Source organism: Ruegeria sp. YTSA168, from assembly GCF_059610045.1.
Window position 1 is genome coordinate 17380 of the sequence record NZ_JBXWMW010000018.1, and the last position, 26255, is coordinate 43634.

At 55.2% G+C, this 26255-nt stretch carries 24 protein-coding genes and 1 tRNA gene; 13 read left to right on the forward strand and 12 right to left on the reverse strand.

Annotated features, from left to right (window positions below):
• Nucleotides 1-54 precede the first annotated feature (54 nt).
• The 4 genes from AC2FFE_RS19420 (at nt 55) to AC2FFE_RS19435 (ending at nt 3150) form a co-directional block, all read left to right on the forward strand.
• On the forward strand, nt 55-342 hold the full coding sequence (locus AC2FFE_RS19420; protein ID WP_496820850.1) for an HU family DNA-binding protein: 288 nt from the start codon (nt 55-57) through the stop codon (nt 340-342).
• A gap of 241 nt (nt 343-583) precedes the next feature.
• Nucleotides 584-1240 carry a transglycosylase domain-containing protein gene (locus tag AC2FFE_RS19425; protein WP_496820851.1) on the forward strand — a complete coding sequence of 219 codons (657 nt, stop codon included), beginning with the start codon at nt 584-586 and terminating at the stop codon, nt 1238-1240.
• Nucleotides 1241-1357: 117 nt separating this feature from the next.
• A complete protein-coding gene (locus tag AC2FFE_RS19430; protein ID WP_496820852.1) occupies nt 1358-2071 on the forward strand; it encodes a 3-keto-5-aminohexanoate cleavage protein in 714 nt (237 codons plus the stop codon).
• Between the two features lie 191 nt (nt 2072-2262).
• On the forward strand, nt 2263-3150 hold the full coding sequence (locus AC2FFE_RS19435) for a DMT family transporter (RefSeq protein WP_496820853.1): 888 nt from the start codon (nt 2263-2265) through the stop codon (nt 3148-3150).
• Here AC2FFE_RS19435 and AC2FFE_RS19440 read toward each other — a convergent pair.
• On the reverse strand, nt 3126-3647 hold the full coding sequence (locus AC2FFE_RS19440; RefSeq protein ID WP_496820854.1) for a glutathione peroxidase: 522 nt from the start codon (nt 3645-3647) through the stop codon (nt 3126-3128). The genes AC2FFE_RS19435 and AC2FFE_RS19440 overlap by 25 nt on opposite strands.
• 142 nt (nt 3648-3789) lie before the next feature.
• Between AC2FFE_RS19440 and msrB the strand changes: the two genes are divergently transcribed.
• A complete protein-coding gene (msrB, locus tag AC2FFE_RS19445; RefSeq protein ID WP_496847457.1) occupies nt 3790-4236 on the forward strand; it encodes a peptide-methionine (R)-S-oxide reductase MsrB in 447 nt (148 codons plus the stop codon).
• Nucleotides 4236-4745, forward strand: coding sequence for a peptide-methionine (S)-S-oxide reductase MsrA (msrA, locus tag AC2FFE_RS19450; protein ID WP_496820856.1), 510 nt, complete (start codon nt 4236-4238; stop codon nt 4743-4745). The genes msrB and msrA overlap by 1 nt, the downstream gene beginning before the upstream one ends.
• Nucleotides 4746-4776: 31 nt before the next feature.
• Here the strand turns inward: msrA and AC2FFE_RS19455 are convergent, their stop codons facing one another.
• The 8 genes from AC2FFE_RS19455 to AC2FFE_RS19490 form a co-directional block, all read right to left on the reverse strand.
• Nucleotides 4777-6780 (reverse strand): hydantoinase/oxoprolinase family protein, encoded by a 2004-nt coding sequence (locus AC2FFE_RS19455; protein ID WP_496847458.1) that lies wholly within the window; start codon nt 6778-6780, stop codon nt 4777-4779.
• A gap of 71 nt (nt 6781-6851) precedes the next feature.
• Nucleotides 6852-7889, reverse strand: coding sequence for a tRNA epoxyqueuosine(34) reductase QueG (gene queG / locus AC2FFE_RS19460; protein ID WP_496820857.1), 1038 nt, complete (start codon nt 7887-7889; stop codon nt 6852-6854).
• A 65-nt stretch (nt 7890-7954) separates the two neighbouring features.
• Nucleotides 7955-8620, reverse strand: coding sequence for an FtsZ-binding protein FzlA (gene fzlA / locus AC2FFE_RS19465; protein WP_480826121.1), 666 nt, complete (start codon nt 8618-8620; stop codon nt 7955-7957).
• Nucleotides 8621-8678: 58 nt separating this feature from the next.
• Nucleotides 8679-9413 (reverse strand): monofunctional biosynthetic peptidoglycan transglycosylase, encoded by a 735-nt coding sequence (mtgA, locus tag AC2FFE_RS19470; RefSeq protein WP_496820858.1) that lies wholly within the window; start codon nt 9411-9413, stop codon nt 8679-8681.
• Between the two features lie 39 nt (nt 9414-9452).
• Nucleotides 9453-10367, reverse strand: coding sequence for a Hint domain-containing protein (locus tag AC2FFE_RS19475; protein ID WP_496820859.1), 915 nt, complete (start codon nt 10365-10367; stop codon nt 9453-9455).
• A 183-nt stretch (nt 10368-10550) separates the two neighbouring features.
• Nucleotides 10551-15083: a glutamate synthase large subunit gene (gene gltB / locus AC2FFE_RS19480; protein WP_496847459.1), complete on the reverse strand. Its 4533-nt coding sequence runs from the start codon at nt 15081-15083 to the stop codon at nt 10551-10553.
• On the reverse strand, nt 15080-15514 hold the full coding sequence (locus AC2FFE_RS19485; RefSeq protein ID WP_496847460.1) for a GFA family protein: 435 nt from the start codon (nt 15512-15514) through the stop codon (nt 15080-15082). Before AC2FFE_RS19485 ends, gltB begins: the two co-directional genes overlap by 4 nt.
• A 26-nt stretch (nt 15515-15540) precedes the next feature.
• Nucleotides 15541-16974 carry an NAD(P)-dependent oxidoreductase gene (locus AC2FFE_RS19490; RefSeq protein ID WP_496847461.1) on the reverse strand — a complete coding sequence of 478 codons (1434 nt, stop codon included), beginning with the start codon at nt 16972-16974 and terminating at the stop codon, nt 15541-15543.
• A 230-nt stretch (nt 16975-17204) separates the two neighbouring features.
• Here AC2FFE_RS19490 and AC2FFE_RS19495 point away from each other — a divergent pair, with 230 nt between their 5' ends.
• Entirely contained in the window at nt 17205-18008 is an 804-nt protein-coding gene (locus AC2FFE_RS19495) for an undecaprenyl-diphosphate phosphatase (RefSeq protein WP_496820863.1), read from the forward strand.
• Here AC2FFE_RS19495 and AC2FFE_RS19500 read toward each other — a convergent pair whose 3' ends face one another.
• Nucleotides 18009-18992: a complex I NDUFA9 subunit family protein gene (locus AC2FFE_RS19500; RefSeq protein ID WP_496847462.1), complete on the reverse strand. Its 984-nt coding sequence runs from the start codon at nt 18990-18992 to the stop codon at nt 18009-18011.
• A gap of 200 nt (nt 18993-19192) precedes the next feature.
• Here AC2FFE_RS19500 and AC2FFE_RS19505 point away from each other — a divergent pair.
• Both AC2FFE_RS19505 and aac(6') read left to right on the forward strand, forming a co-directional pair.
• A tRNA-Leu gene (locus tag AC2FFE_RS19505) sits at nt 19193-19279 on the forward strand.
• Between the two features lie 857 nt (nt 19280-20136).
• Complete coding sequence (gene aac(6') / locus AC2FFE_RS19510) at nt 20137-20583, forward strand: aminoglycoside 6'-N-acetyltransferase (RefSeq protein WP_496820868.1); 447 nt, start codon at nt 20137-20139, stop codon at nt 20581-20583.
• Nucleotides 20584-20607: 24 nt separating this feature from the next.
• Here aac(6') and AC2FFE_RS19515 read toward each other — a convergent pair whose 3' ends face one another.
• Nucleotides 20608-21000, reverse strand: coding sequence for a P-loop NTPase family protein (locus AC2FFE_RS19515; protein ID WP_496820869.1), 393 nt, complete (start codon nt 20998-21000; stop codon nt 20608-20610).
• A gap of 724 nt (nt 21001-21724) precedes the next feature.
• On the opposite strand from AC2FFE_RS19515, the gene AC2FFE_RS19520 reads away from it, so the two are divergent.
• Nucleotides 21725-23152, forward strand: a complete 1428-nt coding sequence (locus AC2FFE_RS19520; protein WP_496847463.1) for a tyrosine-type recombinase/integrase — start codon at nt 21725-21727, stop codon at nt 23150-23152.
• 244 nt (nt 23153-23396) lie between these two features.
• On the forward strand, nt 23397-23582 hold the full coding sequence (locus AC2FFE_RS19525; protein WP_496847464.1) for a hypothetical protein: 186 nt from the start codon (nt 23397-23399) through the stop codon (nt 23580-23582).
• A gap of 340 nt (nt 23583-23922) precedes the next feature.
• On the opposite strand, the gene AC2FFE_RS19530 is transcribed toward AC2FFE_RS19525, so the two are convergent.
• Nucleotides 23923-24438 (reverse strand): hypothetical protein, encoded by a 516-nt coding sequence (locus AC2FFE_RS19530; RefSeq protein WP_496834457.1) that lies wholly within the window; start codon nt 24436-24438, stop codon nt 23923-23925.
• A 196-nt stretch (nt 24439-24634) separates the two neighbouring features.
• Between AC2FFE_RS19530 and AC2FFE_RS19535 the strand changes: the two genes are divergently transcribed.
• Nucleotides 24635-25528, forward strand: a complete 894-nt coding sequence (locus AC2FFE_RS19535) for a hypothetical protein (RefSeq protein ID WP_496820873.1) — start codon at nt 24635-24637, stop codon at nt 25526-25528.
• A gap of 96 nt (nt 25529-25624) precedes the next feature.
• The gene (locus tag AC2FFE_RS19540; RefSeq protein WP_496820875.1) at nt 25625-26077 is read left to right on the forward strand and encodes a DUF2799 domain-containing protein; all 453 of its coding nucleotides are present in this window, start codon (nt 25625-25627) and stop codon (nt 26075-26077) included.
• Nucleotides 26078-26255: the final 178 nt, after the last annotated feature.

Here is a 26255-nt window from a genome sequence, read left to right on the forward strand (position 1 = left end):
GTTACAGTTACGCGGTGAGGCCCAATTTATCGGGCACGTTAAGGAGACCAAGAAATGGCAAAGCCTATGACAAAGACTCAGCTGGTTGCTGCTCTCGCTGAGGAAATGGGGACTGACAAGAAATCTGCGAACACCGCACTGGAGGCCATCACCGGCCTGATCACCCGCGAAGTTTCGGCGGGCGGTGCAGTGACCCTGCCCGGCGTCGGCAAAATCTACTGCCGCGAGCGCCCCGAGCGCATGGTGCGCAACCCCGCCACTGGCGAGCAGTTCAAGAAAGAGGCCGACAAGGTGGTCAAAATGACCATTGCGAAGGCTCTGAAGGACAGCGTGAACGGCTGATCTTAGCCTTCATAGCGAACAGATTGAGGGCCGCCGTTTTGGGGGCCCTTTTTCTTTTGGGGACGTGAAGAGGTTGCATCTGGATGAATGCATCAGTTTTCTTTTCGGTGTCTGCTGGAAGCTCAGACCACCGATGCTGCGCAAAGCACGAAGGGCAGTTGAATTCAGTTTCGACCTTTCGATTTTTCCGCGACTTCAGTAGTCAGTTAAGGACTAGTTTAATCGAGGGTGGTGTGAAGACATGCGACGGATCTGCAAGATTGCATTGAGCGTGCTGTTCCTCGTTCTGGCAGGATTGTTCGGCTACGGCGCTCTTGGATACTGGGATGCTGTTCGTCAGGCAGATGCGCACGCAGCACGTGCCGATGCTTTGATCGCTGACGGTCGGGGGCCGGATGATCTGGGCATCGAACAGCTCAAGCAACTTATCTTGGTGCAAGATCCTGGTTTCCTTGCCCATGCTGGCGTTGATCTCTCCACGGCGGGAGCTGGTCTAACTACAATCCCTCAATCCTTGGCCAAGAGGCTAGGTTTCGACGAGTTTCGCCCGGGAATTGGCAAGATACGCCAGACAGGCTTTGCGATGGGTCTCGAACGCCAACTCACAAAAGACCAGATACTCGCACTCTGGCTTGATACCGTTGAGATGGGACGCGGTCCTGACGGGTGGATGACAGGTTTCTTCGAGGCAAGCGAAAGTATCTACGGCCGAGCCCCCTTTGAGCTCACCAACCAAGAGTATTATCGTCTATTGGCCGTGCTCATCGCTCCAGGCCAGTTCCATCTTCTTGAAGATGACGTAGAACTGGACGAGCGCGCTGCTCGGATTACTAGACTCGCCTCTGGCGATTGCAGACCGGAAACTCAAAGTGATGTTTGGCTAGAAGGCTGTGCCTAGGCTTTGGCTCGCTCGACAGACGCTTCCAACACAGAAGGCATTTGCAATTAAGCGACGAAAGTCTGCTCTCCAGCCCGCTTAGCGGGCATCTGTAGAACGAAAGGTGATCGAATTGCAATGATTATTCAAGCTTGCTTAAATGGTGCACGCCCCGAACATTACCATCCGGCCTTACCTCTGACGAAAGAAGCGATAGTGACCGCCGCTGCGGAGAGTATTTCTGCTGGGGCAGGAGAGTTACACATCCACCCCCGCGACGCAGACGGAAAAGAAAGCCTCTCGCACGTTGACGAGCTTGTTCGCGACATCCGAAGCGCTTGCCCTGGTACTTTGGTTGGAGTGTCAACGGGGGCTTGGATCGAAAAAGACGTCGCTTTGACCAGAGAGCGCATCAACGACTGGTCCATTATCCCGGACTATGCTTCAGTGAATCTATCGGAAGCAGACGCGCCGGCGATCTTTTCGCTCCTCGAAACAAAGGGAGTTGGAATCGAAGCCGGGATAGCGACTGTTCAAGATGCCGAGCGTTTTATTACCCTGCCCCAACGAAACAGGGTCTTTCGCGTGTTGTTCGAAATCGAGGAACAGGACCTCAGCAAGGCACAAATCACGCTGGAAGGTATTCAAGCGATTCTGGAGGCGGAAGGCGTTCGACGTCCAGTTCTACTGCACGGCTTTGATGCAACCGTCTGGCATTTTGTGCGAGAAGCACGCGCAAGGCGATGGTCTACCCGCGTTGGCCTTGAGGACGGATGCTTGCTTGAAGATCAGTCCACTGCGGCATCAAACACGGCTCTCGTTGCTGACGCAGTTGCCATCTTTCGACGGTAAAAAGCACCGTAGCCGACATTCGCGCAACCGCAGCGAATTCACACTTCGTCCCGCAAAGCTGACAACAAGGTCACCAACTCTCAGAACGCCACATTCATCTTATCGAAGCACGCTAACCGATCCAAAAAACCGACAGCTTGCTTACCTGCTAAAATTCAGAAACAGTCCCGGCAGATTAACAAGGGATCACCATGGACATTCGCGCCATTGCCATGGGGCTGGCATTTGCCTTTATCTGGTCATCGGCCTTCACCTCGGCACGGATCATTGTGGCCGATGCGTCACCTCTGTTCTCCCTTGCCCTGCGGTTTCTGATTTCTGGTCTGATCGGCGTCGCCATCGCACGCGCCATGGGGCAAAGCTGGGCGCTGACGCGGGCGCAGTGGCGGGCGACTATTCTGTTCGGTATATGCCAGAATGCCCTGTATTTGGGTCTGAACTTCTATGCCATGCAAACGATCGAAGCTTCTGTTGCGGCCATCATCGCTTCGACCATGCCCCTGCTGGTAGCACTGGCCGCTTGGTTGTTCCTTGAGGATAAACTCCGGCCTCTGGGGGTACTCGGCCTTCTGGCCGGATTCGCCGGGGTCGCCCTGATCATGAGCAGCCGCATCACCGCCGGGATTGATTTATTCGGCGTGATGCTGTGCGGCATTGGTGCCCTGGCACTGACCTTTGCCACGCTTGCGGTGCGGGGTGCGACCTCGGGTGGGAACTTCATGATGGTTGTTGGTCTTCAAATGCTGGTGGGGTCGGCGGTTCTGTTCGTTGCCGCCCCTGTGTTCGAGAGCATCTACATCAACCCAACCGTCCCTCTGGCGCTGGCGTTCATCTACACGACCCTGTTCCCCGGCCTTCTGGCGACGTTGATCTGGTTCCTTCTGCTCGACCGGATCGGCGCCACCCGTGCGGCCACATTCCACTTTCTGAACCCGGTCTTTGGCGTGGCCGTCGCAGCGATCATACTCGGAGAGAAACTTGGACCATTGGACCTGTTGGGCGTTGCCGTCACAACCCTTGGCATCTTGGCCGTGCAGATGTCCCGGCAACCCGCTCAGCGCAGCAGCGCTTCGACCTGAGACAGAAGTTTGCGCGAATTGGGCCTGACATTCGATCCGAAGGTCGCCGCAACCTCACCCATGGAGTCGATCAGGATCTTGTTAAAATTCCAGTTGGGCACAAAGCCTGTCTGGCTGGCGACTGCCTGATAGAACGGGTGCGCGTTTTGGCCTGTGACCGGTGTGATAGCCGTCATAGGAAGGGTCAAACCATAATTCATTTCGCAGAATTGTTTGACCTCTTCCGCTGAGTCCAGTTCCTGATTGAAGGAATCCGACGGAACAGCGAGAACCACAAGGCCTCGGTCCGCGTAGGTTTCATACACATCTTGTAGCGCCGCGTATTGCCCTGTGAACCCGCATTGCGACGCCGTGTTTACAACGAGAACAGGTTGCCCGCGCCAGTCTTCGATCGACAGCGTGCCGCCATCTATCGACTCAAACTCACCCACCAGCGGGGCCGCCTGAACAACGCGTCCCACCAATATCAAAGCCGTCAAAAGCAGTAGTCTCAACATTGACCATCCTCCTTTTAAGACTTCTACGTCCGAAACGGGCCCACAGATCACTTGCACGAAGGCGAGAGGCCTCTGAAATATGACTTTGCTTTCCCGCGCTCAGACCCCAAATATTGGGCAAACGCCGAGAAAAGGAGACGCCATGACCCGCTATACCAAAGACCCCGAGGCCATCGCCGCTCTTTCCCCTGAAGAGTTCCATGTAACTCAGCGCAATGGCACCGAACGCCCTGGAACCGGAAAACATCTGGGCAACAAGGAACCCGGCATTTACGTTGATGTCGTCTCGGGCGAACCTCTGTTTGCTTCGACCCACAAATATGAATCCGGCTGTGGTTGGCCCAGTTTTACCAAACCCATCATCCACGAACATGTGGAAGAGTTTCGCGACACCTCCCATGGCATGATCCGAACCGAGGTCCGCTCGAAACACGGTGACAGCCATCTGGGGCACGTGTTCACTGATGGCCCGCGTGATCAGGGTGGGCTGCGCTATTGCATCAACTCAGCCGCCCTGCGGTTCATCCATCGCGACGAGATGGAGGCCGAGGGCTACGGCGATTACCTGAATCATGTGGAGGAAATCTGATGACCATTGAACGCGCTGTTCTGGCCGGGGGCTGCTTTTGGGGTATGCAGGACCTGATCCGCAAACTGCCCGGTGTATCGCGCACCCGCGTCGGATATACTGGCGGCGATGTCCCCAACGCCACCTATCGCAACCACGGCACCCATGCCGAAGGGATCGAAATCTGGTTTGACCCGGCAGGCATCACCTATCGGGAACTACTGGAGTTCTTCTTCCAGATCCACGACCCGACCACCCTGAACCGTCAGGGCAATGACCGCGGGATGAGCTATCGCTCGGCCATTTACTACGTCGACGAAGCACAGAAACAGGTGGCGCTGGACACAATTGCCGATGTGGATGCCAGCGGCCTGTGGCCCGGCAAAGTCGTGACCGAACTTGAACCCGTGGGTGATTTTTGGGACGCAGAGCCCGAGCATCAAGACTATCTGGAGCGCATTCCCAACGGTTACACCTGCCACTTCCCGCGCCCCGATTGGGTCTTGCCCAAACGCGACGCGGCAGAGTAAGTATAGACCCCTCTCAGAAGCGTGAGGGGGGCTATCCCGTCGCCACGCGTGGCCGCCCGCTGACCTCAACAGTCAGCATCGCCTCGACAAACACATCCCGTTCTTCGATACGGGCCGTTCGGATGTCGCGGTCGACGACCACCCGAATGTCATCGGCCCCGGCTTCCCGCACCGCACCTTCGGCTTCGGCGCGCAAGACCTGTTCCAACAGCGCCAGCGCCTCATCTGATGCACCAAAATCCTGCGGCCCATCTTCCAAATGAACGCGGTATCGTCCTTCGGAGGGCGATGTGACGGTGCCCGACCGCCGCAAGGTCAACCGCCCGACCACCGCGCCGATGGCATTGGCAACGCCTGCGTGTTCCGGCAGCACCATCCGACAGTGCAATCGCTCTCCTACGGCAGGATAGTAGCTGGGGGCAGACGCACCCAGCCCGACCACATCCACATTCAACGCTGCATCCAAAGCCAGTAAACCCCGGTGTTGTGCCAGGCCCCGCTGGGTTAGAACATGGCGGGCAAGGTCTTTGGCGGGCAGGCCGAAATCATCAGCTTCTTCGGCAAAAGCAGTCTCTAACAAGGTTAAATTGGTTTGTTCGGTCAACTGATCGATAATCATCTGCGCCAGTTGCTCAGGCGATTTGGCCAGCATATCACCCGACCCAACCCGCTTGCGCGCCACCAGTTCCAATGCTTTGCGCGCTGCATCTGCATCCCAGGCGTCAACCCGCCCCAGCACATGGCTGGCATCCGATGGTGTAATGCCTGAGACCTGCACGATCCCGCGATCCACCAAACGGGTGAGCGCCCCGTTCTCCATCCGCGTCCGCAACAAATCGCTAAGCGGCAGAACCTGATCGCCGAGCCGATCCAACAAAACCTCTTCCCGCGCGCCAACGCCATCCGCGTGAATCCCAGGTACACGACGGGCGAACCGGGTATCATGCTCTCCGATCGTTGTTGCGCGCAGTTGCTCATCCAGCACCGCATGAACCACCCCGGGTGCTTCTGATGCGATCAGCGAGACGGGCAAAACCCGGCGCGGCCCCAGAAAGACGCCGCCACCCAGCCCTTCGGTCACCACATGAACCTGGCTGTCGCCCCCCAGACCGTGGGTCCGCATGGCCACGGCTTCAACCATAGTGCGAAACCCGCCAACCTGCGCCCCCGCCGGATCAATCGCGGGTTTCCCATCGCGGATCAACGCAACATCGGTCGTCGTCCCGCCAATATCGGAGACCAAAGCATTCTCGACCCCCGTCAACCAGCGCGCCCCGACAATCGACGCAGCAGGACCGCTGAGGATCGTCTCGATTGGCCTCTCACGTGCCTGTTCAGCGCTCATCAACGCGCCGTCACCGCGCACCACCATCATCGGGGCGGTAATGCCCAACGCCAGCAACTGATCCTGTGCCCGCCCGATCAACCGGTCGATCATCCCGATCAGACGCGCGTTCAACACCGCCGTCACAGCGCGTTTGGGCCCGTTTAGCTTGGCCGACAGATGATGGGAACACGTGACCGGCGCACCGGTCCTTTCTGCAATGATCCGCGCTGCTTCCAATTCATGCGCCGGATTGCGTGTCGCAAACTGAGCGGCAACCGCAAAGCCCGAAACGCCTTTGTGAGAGTCTAAAAAACCCTCCAAAGCCTCGATATCCAACGGCTGAACCTCGCCACCTGCATGACTATGTCCACCGGCCACAACCAGCGCTGGGTCGTCTTTCAACGCGTCCCTTAACCCATGCTTCTCAAGATCACTTTCCTTGAATCCGATATAGATCAGAGCGACACGGCCACCTTGTCCCTCGACCAGCGCATTCGTCGCCAAGGTCGTCGAAAGAGACGCCATGGAGACCTGATCGGGGGTGACTCGCGCCTGATCCAACACAGCCGAAATCGCCTGACCCACACCAATCGCCAGATCAGCCCGCGTGGTCAGCGATTTGGCCGAGGCGATCACTTCGACCTCATCTCGGATCAACACCGCATCAGTATAGGTTCCGCCTGTATCCACCCCCAAAGCCAGCGCCATCGGGTCCTCCATTCGTTCGCTTTGGATGGGTGTAGCGGTTTGGACCGACACGTCCAGCCTGTTTGCGGCATTCAGGCCAATCGTTGCACCGCCCAGCGCGCCGCATCAGCCACCGTTGGATCGGGATCCTCGGTCAACGCTTCAGCAACCGGGCGCAAAGCCTGCTTCCCGGAGTTTCCAATAGCGTACAGCACATTGCGCACAAACCGATCCCGCCCGATCCGCTTGATCGGAGAGCCAGAGAACTTCGCCCGGAAGGCAGCATCATCCAGACCCGCCAATTCCGCCAGCGCAGGCGCCTTCAGATCATCGCGGGCTGCATATCGGATGTCACTGGCGGCAACTGCAAACTTGTTCCACGGGCAAGCCGCCAGACAATCATCACAGCCGTAAATCCGATTGCCCAGCTTTCCACGCAATTCCTCGTCGACGGGACCTTTATGCTCGATGGTCAGGTAGGAAATGCAACGCCGCGCATCCAATTTGTACGGGGCCGGGAACGCATCTGTCGGACAGCTGTCCAAACATGCACGACATGATCCACAGTGATCGACTTCTGCCGCATCCGACGGCAGCTCCAACGTGGTAAAAACAGACCCTATAAAGGCCCAATTACCCCAATCCCGACTGACCAGATTGGTGTGTTTGCCTTGCCAACCCAACCCCGCCGCATACCCCAAGGCTTTCTCGGGCACCGGAGCCGTATCGACGAACACCTTCACTTCGCCGCCGGATTCGGCAATCAACCACCGCGCCAATCGCTTCAGGCGCTTTTTGACCAGGTCATGATAGTCCTTGTTCTGCGCATAAACGGAAATCGCCCCGTGCTCGGGATGCGCCAAGACCTCGGTTGGGTCATGTTCAGGCGTGTAACTCTCGGCCAACATGATCACCGAACGCGCCTCGGGCCACAAAGCCGCCGGATCACCCCGCCAATGGGTCCGTTCCGCCATCCAACCCATCTGCCCGTGATAGCCTGCCTCAAGAAACGCCTCTAACCGCTCAGGCACATGGGGCACATCCCACGGCCGACACACCCGACAGGATACGAACCCCTCGGCCAACGCCTGCGCGACCAGCTTGCTTTTTAGAACCGATTCATTCTTCATCTGGCCAAAAAACACCTTCGGGGGGTATCGCACCCCAGGCGCGGTGGAGGCAGACAGCCACCCTATCAGAAATCCAGATCGGCGTAATGGGGCGGAGGCCGAAACCCCGGCACCTGATCCGCCAGAATCGACCGGAACGCAGGGCGCGACTTGATCTTGGCATACCAGTCCTTCACCGCCGCACTGCGATTCCAATCCACGTCCGAAATATAATCCAGCGCCGATAAATGCGCCGCCGCCGCGAAATCGGCCAGCGTCATCTGATCCCCGGCCAACCAGCGGCGATGATCCAGCAACCATGCCATATAGTCCAGATGATACTTGATTGCCCGCGCGCCTTCTTTGACGTTTTTGCTGTCCGGATAGCCCTGTCCGGTCATCTTCTTGTTGACCCTCTCATACAGAAGTTTCGAGGTCACCTCATGGTGAAACTTGTCATCAAACCACGCCACCAAACGGCGCACTTCAAACCGTGCCTCAGGCGTTTTTGGCATCAGCGATGGTTCGGGTCGTGTTTCTTCGATATATTCACAGATCGCCGCGCTTTCTGACATGATCTGTCCGTCCAGCCGTAACACGGGCACTTTGCCCGCCGGGTTGCGGCGCAGGAAATCCGGGTCCTGCTCCCAGTATTTCTCTTCAACCAGTTCGACCTCGATTTTCTTTTCTGCCAGCGACAGCCGCACCTTGCGACAGTAGGGGGACAGGGGAACGTGAAACAGACGCGCCATGGACTTCCAATCGAACCAGTGAGTACATCTCAGCTTTAGCCCCGAGAGGCGATAAGTTTCAATCCTCGAAACAATCCGCGCGACCATCTGCGCGGATGGTGGCCGCCCCTTCAAGGATCGCCGCCGCGCGTCTGCGGGTGAAAACTGACGGATCCGTGACCGAGCGTTTGCGCGGTGACGGCAGGATCGCCGCGATCCGCGCTGCCTGTGTCGACGTCATGTTCGCCGCGCTGACACCGAAATTGCGCTGCGCCGCAGCCTCAACCCCAAACACACCTGTGCCGGTTTCGGCGACGTTCAGATAGACTTCGAGTATGCGCTGTTTGCTCCAGAAAATCTCGACCACCGGCGTAAGCGAGGTTTCCATCGCCTTGCGCACCCAGCTGCGGCCCTGCCACAGGAACACATTCTTTACCACCTGCTGCGTAATGGTCGAGGCACCACGGTTGCCGCCACCCTCCAACGCATCACGGATCGCCGCGACATCAAACCCCCAATGCAGGCAGAAATTCGCATCCTCTGCCGCAACGACCGAACGCGCCATGATTGGATTGATCTCCTCGATGGGTACCCAATCCCGTTCGACCTTGCCCAACCGCCGCCATTCGGACCAGATCGTATGAGTGATTGGTGGGTTCACCACGGAATAGAGCAGCACAATCGCCAAAAAGAAACACACAACACCCAGAACCGCGCGCGTTACCCAGCGGCGCAGTCTCTCACCCAATGGCGTTGTCTTTTTGCGTGCCTTGCTTTTCTTGCCGCTTGATTTGCGGACTGCTTTCTTTGCCATACCACAGCTATACGACGCGCGCCGCCGCTTTGGAACGGCCTATATCACGATTGCGCGCGCCTCGCGGGGTGGAACCACAGGCCGGGCCGTATCAGGCAATTTTGCATCCCGCGCATTCAATTCGGGGAACAGCCGCAGGATTTCGGCCTGGGTGTCACGCTCCGACGCCGTCAGCGCATGGCCGGGGTAATAGCTTTCGCTTTTGGCCCCATTGGCAATGACAATTTCATGCTGCTTGAACAGCAGATGGAAATAGACAACTTCGCCACCTTCGACACGTGTCACCGTATCGCCATTGACCAAAGTATGCGCGGCAACAAGCGCCTCGCTATAGCCAAACATGTAGTCCGCCCGCCAATCATCAATCAGCATCCGGTGCTGAGGAGAAACCAGCAAAGGGCGTTCCAAACCCAACACACCGGCCTCAAACCGGATCGGCGCAAGCTTTCCCTGCGCATCGACCTTTGTTTCACCAACCCAGATCAAAGGCTGCGGGCCATGATCCACGGTCATCACAAGATCACCGACCTTCAGGCTTTCCACCGGGCATTCGCCTTCCGGCGTTGCGATCATGGTTCCGGGCGTGAAACAGGGCGGGCCCAAGGTACCGACATTCAATGGCCCTTGCGTGTTTACAAATGTCGACGAGACAAACGTACCAGGTTGCAGCACCTGACCATCGGTCGGCGTAAAGACCCGGGATCCATCAGACAGATAAAAGGTCGTACCGGTATAGGTGACGTTGCCAACACCCGTCACATTGATCGTTACGGTATCACCCGGCCACGAATCTGTGACGTCCAGACCATTGACGGTATCCCCGCTAGGCGCGTCGATTTCGCCGTCGTCATCCACATCGATCAGATTGAACTTGTCCACAACAACCGCCGTACCGCCCGGAGGCGGATTCGCAGGGTCGAATGAATAAAACTGATCAAGATAGGTCGTTGGCATTCGATGCCTCCGGAGTGCTCAGGTGTATAATGCGCAGTATGCCAGAAATTCCGGATCAAACTATGGCAAAATTTATATTTGGTTTATGCAAATGTGGCAAAATTGTGGCAAAAGGCGCTGATTGACAAGGTCCCCACATGGGCAACGCACATGCGGGGACCTTACCCGTCATAGATCAAAAAACTATTCGGCCGGAACTGCGGTCGCTTCGATACTCAGCGGATGACTAAGCTTGTTCAACATCTCTTTGGGGCAGACCTGAAGAAAATGAGCCTTTTCCACATCCCAATGTTGCAGGATATCCGCAGCCTTGCGGCTTGAGGTTTCCCTGGCGTGACGTTCGATCAGCGATTTCAGCTGATCTTCCCAGTGGTCAACCGTCACCGGGCAGCTCACCAGCGTTTCCATGTTCATAAGCAGTTCGGCTTTGCCGTCGGGATCATACAGATAGGCCATGCCTCCGGTCATGCCTGCGCCAAAGTTGGCGCCGATATCACCCAGAATGACGGCGACACCGCCCGTCATGTATTCGCACCCGTTCGAGCCGCAGCCCTCAATCACCACTTTGGCACCCGAGTTTCGTACGGCAAACCGCTCACCCGCGCGGCCAGCCGCGAACAGATGGCCATCGGTGGCGCCGTATAGAACGGTGTTGCCAATGATTGTGTTGTCATCTGCCTTCAACGGGCTGACCTGTGGCGGACGCACGACGATCATACCGCCCGACAGACCTTTGCCAACATAGTCGTTGGCATCCCCAGATACCTCCAGTTTCAGACCCGGCGCCGCAAAGGCCCCCAGCGACTGACCGGCAGAGCCTTGAAGTTTCACATGCAGGTGGTCGTCCTGGAACGTGTTCCGCATACCGAAATTCTGAACGATATGGCTGGACACCCGCGTTCCCACGGTTCGGTGCGTGTTCTGCACCGCATAGGATAGCTGCATCTTCTCACCGTCTTTCAGGAACCGTGCAGCATCACGGACAATTTCAGCATCCAGCGTATCCGAGACCGCGTTGCGATCCCGATCGCGGTTGTAGACGATATCATGCGCGCCATCGACAGTGATCAGCAGCGGATTCAGATCCAGATCATCCAGATGGGCCGAACCCCGGCTGACCTGCGCTAGCAAATCAGCCCGGCCGATGATCTCATCAATCGAACGCGCGCCGAGGCTTGCCAACAACTCGCGTACTTCCTGTGCGTAGAAGGTAATCAGGTTGACGACTTTGTCCGCGTTGCCGGTGAACTTGGCGCGCAAGGATTCGTCCTGTGTACACACACCAACTGGGCAGGTATTCGACTGGCATTGACGCACCATGATACAGCCCATCGCAATAAGCGCTGCGGTGCCGATGCCATATTCCTCGGCCCCCATCATCGCAGCCATGACGATGTCACGACCGGTCCGCAGGCCGCCATCGGTGCGCAGAGTCACCCGGTCACGCAGGTTGTTCATCGCAAGAACCTGATGCGCCTCGGTCAGGCCCATCTCCCACGGAAGACCGGCATATTTGATCGACGTTGCGGGCGAGGCGCCGGTGCCACCATTGTGGCCCGAAATCAGGATGATATCCGCTTTCGCCTTGGCCACACCGGCAGCAATCGTGCCAACACCCGAGGACGCCACTAGTTTCACCGTCACCTTACAGCGCGGATTGATCTGTTTCAGATCATAGATTAGCTGCGCCAGGTCCTCGATCGAGTAGATGTCGTGGTGCGGCGGCGGTGAAATGAGCGTCACGCCTTTGGTCGAGTGCCGCAAACGCGCGATCAGGTCGGTGACCTTCATGCCCGGCAGCTGACCACCCTCACCGGGTTTCGCACCCTGAGCGACCTTGATTTCAAGCTCTTCACACTGGTTCAGGTACTCGGCGGTGACACCAAATCGGCCCGAGGCCACCTGTTTGATCTTGGCAGACGGGTTGTCGCCATTCGGCTCGGGCACGAAATGTGCCGGGTCCTCTCCACCCTCGCCACTGTCGGATTTCGCCCCGATCCGGTTCATCGCCACGTTCAACGTCTTATGCGCCTCGGGCGACAGCGCGCCCAGCGACATGCCCGGCGTGACGAACCGCTTGCGGATTGAGGTGATCGACTCGACCTCTTCAATCGGCACCGGCTTGCCTAGTGGTTTGAAATCCATCAGATCGCGCAGATGGATCGGCGGGTTCGATTGCATCTTGGCCGAATACTGCTTCCACAGCTCGTAGGATGCGCGATTACAGGCCATCTGCATCATATGCATCGAGGTTGCTTCCCACGCATGGGTCTCACCCGATTTCCGCGCTTTGTAGAACCCACCAATGGGCAGTACATCCAGACCGCGGGCCCAGCCCTTGGCGTGGATTTCCTCGGCCTTGGCCTGAATACCGGTCACACCGATGCCAGAGATGCGGCTTGTCATGCCTGGGAAATACTCGGCCACCATAGCGCGGCTGAGACCCACGGCTTCAAAGTTCAGACCGCCGCGATACGAGGAAATCACCGAAATGCCCATCTTGGCCATGATCTTGAGCAGACCTTGGTCAATGGCTTCGCGGTAACGAGCCACGTTCTCGGTCAGAGAGCCGTCCAGCAGCCCGCGATCAATGCGGTCGGCCAGCGAATCTTCGGCCAGATAGGCGTTCACGACGGTTGCACCGCAACCGATCAGAACTGCGAAATAATGCGGATCGACGCATTCCGCCGAGCGTACATTCAGGGAACAGAAAGTGCGCAACCCCTGGCGAGTCAGATGCGAATGCACCGCGCTTGTGGCCAGGATCATCGGCATCGCCACACGACCATGATCCGAGTTCAGATCAGTCAAGACCAGATGCCCCGCGCCCGAACGCACTGCCTCTTCCGCTTCGGCTCTAACACGGGCCAATGCGGCATTCAAAGCACCACGCCCCGGTTCAAAGCTACAGTCGATTTCGGCGAGCGGAGAGTTGAAGTTTTCAACCAGATTGTCCCACTGCGCGTTACCGACAAAGGGGCTTTCAAGCACGATGATCTCAGTCTGGCTGCTGTCTTCGTCCAACACGTTCTTCAGGTTCCCGAACCGTGTTTTTAGCGACATCACGCGGTATTCGCGCAAACTGTCGATGGGCGGGTTCGTCACCTGGCTGAAGTTCTGGCGGAAGAAATGACTCAGCGGGCGGTATTGCTTGGACAAAACCGCTGATGGCGTGTCATCCCCCATTGAGGCCAAAGATTCTTTGCCATCCTCGGCCATCGGGGCCAGGATTTGCTCCAACTCTTCGACAGAATAGCCCGCTGCGATCTGGCGCTTGCGCAGTTCTTCGCCCGAAAAGATCGGCGTCTCGGTCGCTCCGGCAAGCGATTCATCAACATCATTGATCTTGCCGACCCATTCACCAAAGGGCAACGCACGCGCCAGTTTGTCTTTGATCTGCTTGTCGCGGAACAGCTTGCCTTTCTTCATGTCGACAGCCAGCATTTGACCCGGTCCCAGCGCGCCTTTTTCCGTCACGCTGGCCTCATCAATCGGCACCATCCCGGCCTCGGACCCCGCGATGACCAAGCCATCACCGGTAACCACATAGCGCATCGGGCGCAGGCCGTTCCGGTCCAGACCGGCACAAACCCAGCGACCATCCGTCATGGCCAGAGCGGCAGGTCCGTCCCATGGCTCCATCACCGAATTGCAGTAGGAATACATGTCGCGCCACGCCTGTGGCAGCTCAACCGCCTGCTTGGACCAACTTTCTGGCACCAGCATGGTTTTCGCCATGGGGGCAGAGCGGCCGGCGCGCACCAGAACCTCAAATACCGAGTCTAATGCGGCCGAATCTGACGATCCGCCTGCGATGATCGGTTTAATATCCTCGGCATAGTCACCAAAGGTTCCGCTGGCCATGCGGATTTCATGGCTTTTCATCCAGTTGACGTTGCCCTTCAGCGTGTTGATCTCACCATTATGAGCCAGCATGCGGAATGGCTGCGCCAGCCACCATTGTGGGAAAGTGTTGGTCGAATAGCGCTGGTGATAGATCGCAAACGCGGATTCAAAGCGTTCGTCCATCAGATCGGGGTAGAACACCGCTACCTGTTCAGCCAGCATCATACCCTTGTAGATAATCGACCTGCAGGACAGCGACGCCAGATACAGGCCAGAGATACCTGCCGCAGCAGCAGCCTTTTCGATGCGGCGACGGATAACATAGAGCTCGCGCTCGAACGTCTCTTCATCAACGCCCTTGGAGTTCGAAATCAGGATCTGTTCGATCTCGGGCCGGGTCGCGTTGGCCTTTTCACCCAGGCAGGTCACATCGACCGGCACATGGCGCCAGCCATAAATGTAATAGCCCATCCGCAGAACTTCGGTTTCCACGATTGTCCGGCATTGTTCCTGCGCACCAAAGTCGGTGCGCGGCAGAAAGACCTGTCCAACGGCAATCAACTCATCCAGATTGGGTTCGTGCCCTGTGCGACGGATCTGGTCATAGAAGAAAGGCACCGGGATTTGCACATGGATGCCTGCCCCATCGCCGGTCTTGCCATCCGCATCGACAGCGCCGCGGTGCCAGATCGCCTTGAGCGCATTGATCCCGGCATCCACCACCTTGCGTGATGGCTTACCGTCGACGGACACAACTAGACCCACACCGCAGGACGAATGTTCCTCGGCTTCGGAATAAAGACCGTTTTCCGCCATCCACTGACGTTTGGCTTCTTCGGCTTGGACCCAATCGGCATCATATTTGGTCACTGGCTGTCTCCTTCTTCCGGCAAGGCATACATGGCTTCGACCTCTGCTTTGGTCATCTGCCGGCGTTCACCTGCGAACGCATACCCGTCGGGCTTTTTGTCGATATAAAGCTCCAGTTGCAGCGCATTACCTGTGTCTGGGAACAGGCCCGCCGCCATCTGAGTGTGTCCGTGCATCTCGCCCGGCAGAGTGATCCGGTACCAGAGCGCCGAGCCGCACTCGGCACAAAACGCCCGTTCGGCCCAATCGGACGATGTGAATGTCTTGACCGGTCCCAAAGCGGCATATCCGGGTTCAGCCGGAAATGTCACCAGCATCGAACTGGTCCAGCGGCGACATTGGTCGCAATGGCACGCGCCAAGCGAATCCTTTGCCGGGGTGGCGCTGACCGTGACCGCACCGCACATACATTGGCCTTGCAATTCAGACATCAAACCCTCCTGTCGCTGGGTGTTGGTTACTCGGCTGCAATCGCGGCCTCGGCATTGAAACGCTCGATAATCGCATCTGCACAGTCGCGCCCATCGCGGATGGCCCAAACGACCAAAGAGGCACCCCGCACAATGTCTCCGATCGCATAGACGCCGTCCATTTCGGTCTCACCAGTCTGGAACGCCGCCTTGACGGTCCCCCAGCGGGTCACGGGCAGGTCGGGCTGGCCAAACAGGGTGGGCAGGTCTTCAGGCTCAAAACCCAGCGCCTTGATCACCAGGTCGGCGTCCTCGACATAATCTGCGCCTTCGATAATCTCAGGTGCTTGACGACCAGACGCATCGGGTTGGCCCAGGCGCATTTTCTGCACCATCACTCCGGTGACCTTGTCATCGCCGGTAAAGCCCTTTGGCGCGCTAAGCCATTCGAAAACAACGCCTTCTTCCTCGGCATTCTGCGTCTCGCGCTGCGAACCGGGCATGTTTGCACGGTCGCGGCGATAGAGACACTTAACCGAGGTTGCGCCCTGTCGGATCGAGGTGCGTACGCAATCCATCGCGGTGTCTCCACCACCGATCACAACAACCTTCTTGCCTGCGGCATTCAAGCGGCCATTGTCAAACTCTTCGACCGCGTCACCATAGCTTTTGCGGTTCGAGGCAGTCAGGAAGTCGATGGCCTTTTCGATCCCGCCCAGACCGCTGCCGGGCATAGACAGATCACGCGATTTGTAGACGCCGGTTGCGATGATGACCGCGTCATGTTTGGCACGTATTTCATCAAACCTGGCCGCATCAACGTCACAGTTCAGAACAAACTCGACTCCGCCATCGGCCAACAGCTCATTGCGGCGCTGCACAACATCTTTTTCCAACTTAAAGCCCGGAATTCCGTACATCATCAACCCGCCCGCGCGGTCATAACGGTCATAGACCGTCACCTGAACACCCGCGCGACGCAGCATATCGGCAGCGGCCAAACCACCGGGGCCACCCCCTATGATACCGACGCTTTCACTGCGTTCGGTCCCTGGCACAACGGGCTGAACCCAACCTTTGTCCCAAGCTGTGTCGGTGATGTATTTTTCAATGGCACCGATTGTCACGGTTCCATGGCCTGACTGTTCGATCACGCAATTGCCTTCGCAAAGACGATCTTGCGGACAGATACGGCCGCAGATCTCGGGGAAGGTGTTGGTGGCCTGACTGGTGTGATAGGCCTCTTCCAGACGACCGGTTGCCGTCAAGTTTAGCCAATCCGGAATGTTGTTATGCAACGGACAATGGGATTGGCAATAGGGCACGCCACACTGGCTGCACCGGCTGGCTTGCTCTGCCGCTTTTTCCGCCGCGTATTCCGCGTAGATTTCGGAAAAGTCTTCTTTGCGGTCATCGGCGGCACGCTTTTCGGGCATGGCACGGTCGATCTGCACAAATTTCAGCATCGGTTGCTTGGCCACGGGTCAGACTCCATGAATTGGCTTGGTGGGCATTCTTTACGAGATGTGATTTCAGATGAAAAGTCAAATATACTGACCTAATTTACAAAAAATGCTCACACGAAGATGTTTTGGCGACATTTCGCGTCAATTTTAGTTCCGGTTCGGACCTATCAACCTGCTTTCCTTTTTCCGGACGCCGGAATACCCATGAATCGCGAACACAAAACGGTAGCGGTGCGGCAGGTTAAATGAGTCTCTTTCACTTGATTCTGGTGGCGGTCATTCAGGGACTTACAGAGTTTCTGCCAATATCTTCATCCGGTCACCTGATCCTGCTTCCAAACCTGACAGGGATGCAGGATCAGGGCCAAACTATCGATGTCGCTGTTCATGTCGGCACGCTGGGCGCGGTCGTTTTGTATTTCTGGAGCGATGTGAAAGACGCCATCTTCGGCTTACCACGTGCCCTGTTGGGTCGTACGGATACTCCGCAATCGCGGCTGGCACTTGGGCTTATCATCGCAACGATCCCAACTGTGATTGCTGGGCTGATCCTCTATCTAACGGGACTGACCGAGGCATTGCGTTCTATCGCAGTCATAGGCTGGACCATGCTTTTATTTGGTCTGCTACTTTACTGGATGGATCAGAAGGGAACGCAAACCAAAACAGCAAAGGATTGGGGCCTGCGGGATGCAATAGTCATGGGCCTGTGGCAGGCCGTCGCCCTGATCCCCGGCACTTCGCGTTCGGGTATCACAATCACCGGCGCACGTCAGCTTGGGTATACTCGCGAGGACGGTGCTCGGATCGCTATGCTGATGTCGATCCCGACCATCATCGCCTCGGGGGTTTTGCTGTCGGTAGATGTTGTCCAGCAGGCGGATGCACAGCTTGCAAAAGACGGAGCAATCGCTGCGGCCTTCGCCTTTGTCTCGGCGCTGCTGGCCTTAAGCCTGATGATGCGCCTGTTGCGCAGTGTCAGTTTCACGCCTTACGTAATCTACCGCGTTGTTCTGGGCATCATCCTCCTGGCCATCGCCTACAGCTGATCAGGTCCGCAAATTGTTGGCTGAATTCTGAATGTCGTCATACTGACCCGAGGGACGGAATTTCCAAAGGTACTCAGGCAATACTGACGCGAGCGTTGTTGGCTCGATGCCTAACTCCTTGAAGGACATAGCCCTATCCGAGACTACATTGTCGTGACGCAAGCTCTTGAGCTGGTCGCGGGTCAGGATATTGTTGGGGAATAGCTGAAAGCTGACAAATTTCACAATGTCCAGTACGCCGGCCATGATCTTCGCCACAAAGAAGGGCACACCCAGAATGATCCGATGACGGTGGATCACCCCAAGCATCTGCTGCATCAAAGCGCGGAAGGTTTTCACCTCGGGCCCGCCAAGCTCATAGACACCAGCCGTTGCCTGCCCCAAAACGCCCTTAACCGCAGCCTGAGCCACATCATCCACGTAGACCGGTTGGAACCGCGTCTCTGCGCCGACCAGCGGTAGGAACGGACCCATACGCGCCATGCTGGCAAAGCGGTTAAAGAACTGATCTTCGGTACCAAAGATGATCGATGGCCGCAGAATCACGGCACCGGGCATATGCTGAAGCACACCAGCTTCGCCCTGCGCTTTGGTGCGGGAGTATTCGCTTTGGGCATCCGCATCTGCCCCAATCGAGGAAAGATGCACCATCCGGGAAATACCCTGCGCGGCAGCCAAGCGTGCGATCCGTTCTGCGCCTTCGGCCTGAACCGCAGGGAATTCGTTCTTGCCCAATTCGTTCAGAACGCCCACGCAGTTCACAACCGCATCCGCACCCTGCATCGCCTGCGCCACTGACGCGTCATCGCGAATGTTGCACAAGACCGGCTCGACCTGACCAACGACACCATAGGGTTTGACGAACATCGCTTCGTTCGGGCGCCGTACTGCAACCCGGACGCGCCACCCCTCACCCGCCATGCGCCGCGCGATGTAGCGACCGACAAAACCTGACCCGCCATAGATCGTGACCAGTTTGGACATGAGAGGCCTCCTGTTGGAAGTGTACGCCATAGACCTAACGCCCACACAGCCTCGGAACAAGGCGCTAAATCGCCACGCAACACCATTGCCTTTTGCCGGACCCAAGGCCCGGATCAGCGGGTTCAAAAAACTTTCAAGAATCTTCCCGAATCCGGTTGACGCCCCCCGTCGCTGGGCTTAAACGCCCCTTCACGACACCTGCCCAGGTGGCGGAATTGGTAGACGCGCTAGCTTCAGGTGCTAGTGTCCGTATGGACGTGGAGGTTCGAGTCCTCTCCTGGGCACCAAATTTCTCATTAAAATTTGTTATTATCTATCAGATAACCGTTATCGCTTGATTGTTATCCACCCTGGAAACCACCTTACCCCCACTGAGTGCTGCGCAGTTCAGGTGCTAGGCTTGGGTCTTCGTAAATCCAACGGCTTTGTGGTTTTCGATGATCTTGAAAGCTGCAGTATTGGCAAGAGCGTGCATGTAACAATGATGTACCGATAGCAGAAGGTCTTGAAAGACCTCGTCTGCTTCTACTTCCGAGACAACAATCCCCAATGACTTGCACTCTTCGATGTGAATAGGGGCTCTGAATTGCCCAATCGGTCGTTCTCCGGCGCGACTTCGAACAGCTGGCGCATCGCCTCTTGGGTGGTCGTATTTGAGTAGAGATTGCACATAGCAAGTCAGGCTAAGCGGCAAAATCCGTTTGGACAAGCCACAAATGTTCTTTAAATGTTCTCACCATGCCTACCTCGATTCCACCCGTCAGACCACATCCGGCCAAGCCAGTTCGCAAGATGGAGGACGCGGCACGGGACAATCAGGTGGTCACGCTGCGCTGTAATGTCTGCCATCGGAGAATGAACTATCTCGCCTCCGACCTAGTGGAAATCGTTGGTCCAGATTGGCCGGTCCGCAATGCGCCGTTTCCGTGCAGCAAGCACGGGCGTGACTATGTCGATGTGAGGGTTTGGTCGCCCAAGCCAGAGGATATCGGGAAACTGCCGATCCGACGGCCTGCGCGGGTTATTCAGACTTGGAAGACTGTGATGTTGGGAGAGTCGAGTTGACACATGTCGACGATAACTGGTCCGACTTCCGTTCTGACCATGGTTGCGGACTTTTGAGAAACTGGCTTACGTATCAAGAATGCCAATTCGGATCGCTACTCATTCGGACACCCCAGCTTGGGTCGAACTCCGTGCCCAGCTCTGGAAAGAAACCTCGTTAGATCAGCATAGGAACGAGGCTGAAGCGATGCTTGCCAAATCCCCTAGCGAATGCGTTGTATTCTTGGACGTCGTCGAAGGCTTTGGTGTTCGTGCATTCGCAGAGGCATCGTTGCGACATGATTATGTGAATGGGTGCAATACCACGCCTGTTGCTTTCCTTGAGGGTATATTTGTGTGTCCCGAAGACCAAGGGTCCGGCATTGGCAGGCAGTTGCTAAGGGCCGTACAATCGTGGGCCGTCGAACGAGGGGTCTCGGAATTAGCGTCTGACGCGGACCTCGAGAATGTGGCAAGTCATGCGTTTCACCGTGCGTTGGGCTTCGAAGAAACGGACCGAGTGGTCTACTTTCGAAAACCGTTGTAGATTTGGTTTAATAGCAGGGCATCCTCAGCGATGTGGAATACCCAAATTACCAATCGCCAACGCTTCGCTGAGGTTAGCAAGGAATACACCTACTTCTCGTGTTGAGGTGAGGTGGTAAGTGGCCTTATCAGATGGTGAATCTTCATATAGCGCCTGCATTTTCTGGCGTGCTGAGTGGCGGGTTCGCCAGATATAGGACCAGAACTCCAAGCTGAGTTTTTCTGGGCATCCATCGGGAAGATCCGGACGGGTTCGACCATAATAGAGTAAGGTGCGCCGCAAAACGCGCCACGCCCGCAAGCGCAAGGGAATATCAAGCCAGACTAGGGTGTCTGCTCGGTCTAAGCGCTCGGGCCATGTAGCACTATGACCCCCTTCAAATATCCACTGAGGGTCTCTTATGACTTCCAGCGTCATCTTCGACTTTTCCGCCCGGTCTCTCTCATTCCAGCCAGATTTCCAGTGGATGTGGTCCATGTGGACAACTGGCAAAAAGGTCAAAGCCCCTAAACGCCTTGCGAGGGTCGACTTCCCAGCCCCAGGTTGTCCAATAATCATTACGCGCTGCATAACAGCATGGTGATGAATGATCGTCGCGGGCGCAACAGGTGCTTCTATCCGTTTGGAGCCGCGCTTAGTCGGGATTGGAACACCATTCACAATCCAGTTCTCAAGGGCATACAGCTCTGCCCACCAGGCCTAAATCAAAACCTTCAACGAAGCCGAGAGCGACGCGATCCAAACGTTCGGTATCGACCTATTCATGTGGTGTGCCGACCGGCTGAGTCCGGGTTCCAGTCTTAGGATTCAATTTAGTGGCTCCTGTGAACCATTCATTAACCAAGATGGTGGCAATAAGTGCCCATGCTACAAGTTTGGAAAATAGAAGTGCAGCCAATACCAGATGCCAGAGAGGCAGCCAATGGCTGGGCGCTCGCTCATACGGCAAATGAGGCGTTAGCAATTGCCGGTATTCAAGACGCCAAAGTTATTCGAAAGCCGGATCATCTTTGGATCTCTAAGGAGAGGCTGATCTGGGAAAGGTCGACTTAGCTACGTTTTTGAGAGCCGACCACTTTCATAGCTCAAGGTATATAACCGCCGCTCTATGCTCCAGTGACATTTGTTGAGGAGCTGTACAATGACCAAAGCAAAACACGCGCCGTCTTTGTCGTGCTTGGAGAACGTCAAGAGCTTACCAGTTCGTGCCAGCCCATATTGGAATATCTTGGAGTACTGCCGTCACATCGGTTTGGCGAAATTGCCGTCAGGAAGTTGCAATTGGTTGGCACGAATTCGCCGTAAAGACGGAAGGTACAGCCAAATAAAAATCGGCAAAGTTTCTTCATTCCACGAAGACGGCATAGACTATGCACAGGCATTGGTTTTTGCAAACGAATGGTTCAATCAAGCTGACATACGCAACATTGCTTCGAACCCATACCCAATTGGAGTGAACACGGAGCTTATCTATAAGAAATCAAACAACAAATTCACAGTGGGTGATGCAATGCGAGGATTTGTTGAATGGAAACGTATCGCTGCCGCAAAAACCTATTTTGAAACAACTCTCTCCATAATCAACCATCACATTATCCCGAGGTTAGGTGATTTGCCTGTAGAGGAGCTTAGCCAACCCGCTTTCACTCAATTCTGTCTCGATATCCTTGAGACAACGCCTAAAAGGGGAAAAGGTGCCAAAGTCAGAAAAACTAGCATTGAGTCTTTGGATCACGAGCAGCTCAGAAAACGAAAGAAGACGCTCAACACGGTAATCGGGCTGCTGCGAGCAGGAATTGAGATGGCTTGGGAGAACGGCGATATTGAGAACGAGCGTGCTTGGCGAAAGCTGCGACGCGTGCCTCATGCAGACACGCCGCGACAGTTGTTTTTGACGAGGGCGCAAGCCAAGCGTTTGATTGCGTCCTGCCGTCCTGACCTTGCACTATTAGTGCAAGCGGCATTGTACACTGGTTGTCGGGTATCGGAACTTGCAATCCTGAAGGCTCGGGACGTTGGCGGTCATGTTTTTGGTATATACGTTGCGCCTTTGAAGAGTTATCGCGGACGCTATGTGATCCTGCCAGATGAGGGTATGTCATTTTTTTTGGACCAGGTTGACGGCTTGGACGATGAGGATCTGGTATTTCGAATGGAGTCTGGCAAACCCTGGACTGGATGTCACAAGTACTTGTTCAAGGTTGCGGTACGTCGCGCGAGACTGCCAGAACAGTTTGTGTTTCATGGCCTCAGGCACACCTATGCAAGTCAGTTGGTACAAGCAGGTACTCCCCTCACGGTAGTCGCCAAACAGCTGGGTCACAGCAATACTGACACCGTCAGCAGAACCTACGGTCATCTGTGCAGTGATTCAATTGAGACCGAAGTAGGTCGGAGGTTCGCGCCACTGCAAACCCCGCGCGACGACGCGCGTCTCCAGTTACTGCGAGGATCACTTCAAAACAAAGGAGAACCATCTTGGTCCTGGCCCACTAAGAACCGAAGTAAGGCTGCAGGAGAGTTGGTTGAATTGCTCAAAGCAAAGCACGACGAGTCGCAGAAGCGATAATCCACAGTCTTTACGCCTCGGAAGTGCTCGATGAAACCACAGAAGACGCATCATCGCTGCTCATCTCATTGCGTGCGAATTGGAAACAAAGCTCTGTACTAGTCTTAAGGGTTTAAAAGTATTGGCACATTTTGTGCCTCGAAGCTCGTTTTCGCATACAGCAGTGCTAGGAATTGGAACAATTTACCATTCCTTAAGAGAATCGTTTCAATTTGGGCGAAACTATGTGGATGGGAGCAATCGAATGGACAGAGAGTTCTTGGAACGCGCTGCTGAAATTGAGCTAAGGCTTGAAGCCGAACACATGTTTCTGACTGCCGAGGCCATACGACAGGTCATCAACGCGTATGTTGCGGATCACACACACCTAAAAATGAATACGATTGGCCCGAAAACTGCAGAAACCAAAACAGGTTTAACTATGCGTTAACTAGTCTCGCTCGATTGTGTTCTAAACAATAAATGAGAGGCATGATGAGCAATAATCACTGGTTCGTAGACGCAATCTTCGAATTGAAGAAATGCGCGGAAGAGGAAGGTTCAAAAAACACACTATGCGGCTTGAGAACTGCTTTTGAGATATTTTTGGAAGAAGCCTCACTAACGGATGACGACAGGGCTTTCGTTCAGCGATTGATAGATGAAAACACAGAACTCACCCGTGAGGTGAGTTTCTCGAACTAGATTTGAGCTCCGTTTGAGCCGTGTCTTTTTGTGCAATGGCACAATTTGAGTTTAAGGACGTGCTGCTTGAGTAGCCGTCCCCTAATCTATGCTACTTCGCCCAGAAAGTGAGGCGGGTTCTGGCAGCAAATCTGCATGCGACAATGACTTTGAGCAAAGAAATCGTGAAGCCTCTCCAATATTTTGGTGACGACCGCAAGGACACCAGACCATCTCTGCGAAAGAAGTTGGAAGTGGTCAGTCGGCGGTGTGGAAGAAAACTCTTCAATCAACTGCCCGATGATACTAAGTCTTTGCTCTTCTCCTAGAAATTGTAGAGATTCGTCTGAGTCCAGAGAAATCGCAATTTCTTCTGCAACCCATACCGAACTCGCGATCAACTGCCTTAAGTCATACGGCGTGGCGACCAGCTCAATTAGAACACCCATTGCAACAACATCGAATAAGTTGGGTGCTGGAGTAACTCTGCCAAACGCAAAAGTTAATCGCGTTCCAAAAAACGGGCGAAGGACAAGCCAGGAATTTTGGACCTGATCAAGGGGTTTTCCAAGCACCAAAGCTACATCCTGAAATGCAAAAGGGGTCGTCGTCGTGCAAAACAATTCTCAATCCTAATTCTTCCCACAACCCCAGATTGAACGATAGAATCATAACAGTGGCTTAACATACCGAACTTTCTGGAAGCGACGTAATTAGACGGCACCGCTCGGAAAGTCATGAATGTTAGGTCCACGTTAATTCCTCCTGGCTAGAGATTCGGAAGACTTTCCGATTTTCAACAGTTCTGGAGTGTTTTTAATGAAAGCTGTATCTTTTGCATTCGTTGCAATTTTGCTCTTTACCAGCGCTTCAGCAGATCCAGTAAAGTCCAGTTTCTTTACAAACGATTTCATTGGAGATGGTCACGACCGATGGAGGTCCGCTAGTTACACACTTTTCCAAGGTTTCGAAGGTGAAAAGACAAACGGAATCCCACACGACATTCGGGCGAGAGCAGAGATCATTTCCCCCTGGGGCGCGAGAGACCAGCCAAATAATAGCGACCGACCCTACGTGGGATTGTTGGGGTTTGGGATATTCGCCAATGATAGTTATGGCGCACTGCAATACAACGCGGGCCTCGAAGTGCTCCTTACTGGAGATCAAACGAACATCGCCGATTTTCAGCAGGGCTTTCATGAACTAACAGGGATTGCCGGTTACCTACCTGAAGATATGCCCCATGAACATGTGGGCGATAGCGTCACAGGTATGATCGCAGCCGAACTCGCAAGACCTTACAAAATATCTGACAGCTTTTCTGTTAGGCCGTTTGTAGGAGTTCAGGCCGGATACGAAACCTTCGGGCGAATTGGTGTCGACCTTCTTGTTGACGGTTATGCTAACGCCCAACGCTACGTTCGTGACCCAGTTTCCGGTTTCTTGCAGCCATCTTCTCCTGAGCGGGCGTCGAGGATGGACGACATGTCGTTTCTTTTGGGGATCGACTACACGTACATCACACACAGCGATTTCTTCCCGGATTGGTCAGATGTCGAAATGACCAACTCGCGCATTCGGGCGCGGGCAGGAGTTCAAGTGGCGATAGGCAAGGTCTCAACATTTGTCGGGCTTACCTATCTTAGCAAAGAATTCGCTTCACAGGTCGAAAGTCAAACAATAGGAGTTCTATCTCTCGAATTTCCTTTCTGAATTTCCACCTTAGGATTTTGTTAAGCGCCGTTTCTTATTCTCCTGAAAACATCGCGCCTTATGTGCGCCAACCTCTTCAAAAAAGGGACGAGAGCGATGGTCAAGCTTATGATGAACGGTGAGCAGATTGGTTTTTTGAGCAAACAATGGATGAAGTCAAAGTTGTATGTTGGCTCTATGGTGTTGGTTCTCTGTGCCAGTGGTCCGGCATCAGCGAGTGATAGGTTCGATGGATTTTTTTCGAATTGGTTCTCGCCTGAATCTTGTATTGGTAAGATAGATTGGTTCGAGGTCGGGATGTCCGACGGAAAAATAGGAATAGAGCCGAGCTATTTCCGCGTCTACGAACAGCTTTGTGCACGCCGATCAAAAACGCCTGATAGGGAAGCGTATTTCGCTGCTTACCGTCAGGGTGTACGGTCCTATTGTAAGCCCGAGAATATCTATCAGCTCGCTCGTAGCGGTGCTGTTGCTACCGGCGCGTGCGAGGACACGGCCGCTATTCGCAGGGCCGTTCAAGATGGGTTTGCAAACCTTCTTGAGCAGTGATGGAATAAAGCGCTAGGAAGTACTATTCTTTTGACGTGAGGCACTAAATAAATCTTTACCAGTTTGCGGAATACTCGAACCAAACCAAGACTTCCCCCGGACTAGGCTCCAGACTCATTAAATTACAGCCAGAACAGGACGGTAGCTGCGAGTGCGATTGCGGATAGGAAGACCTTCG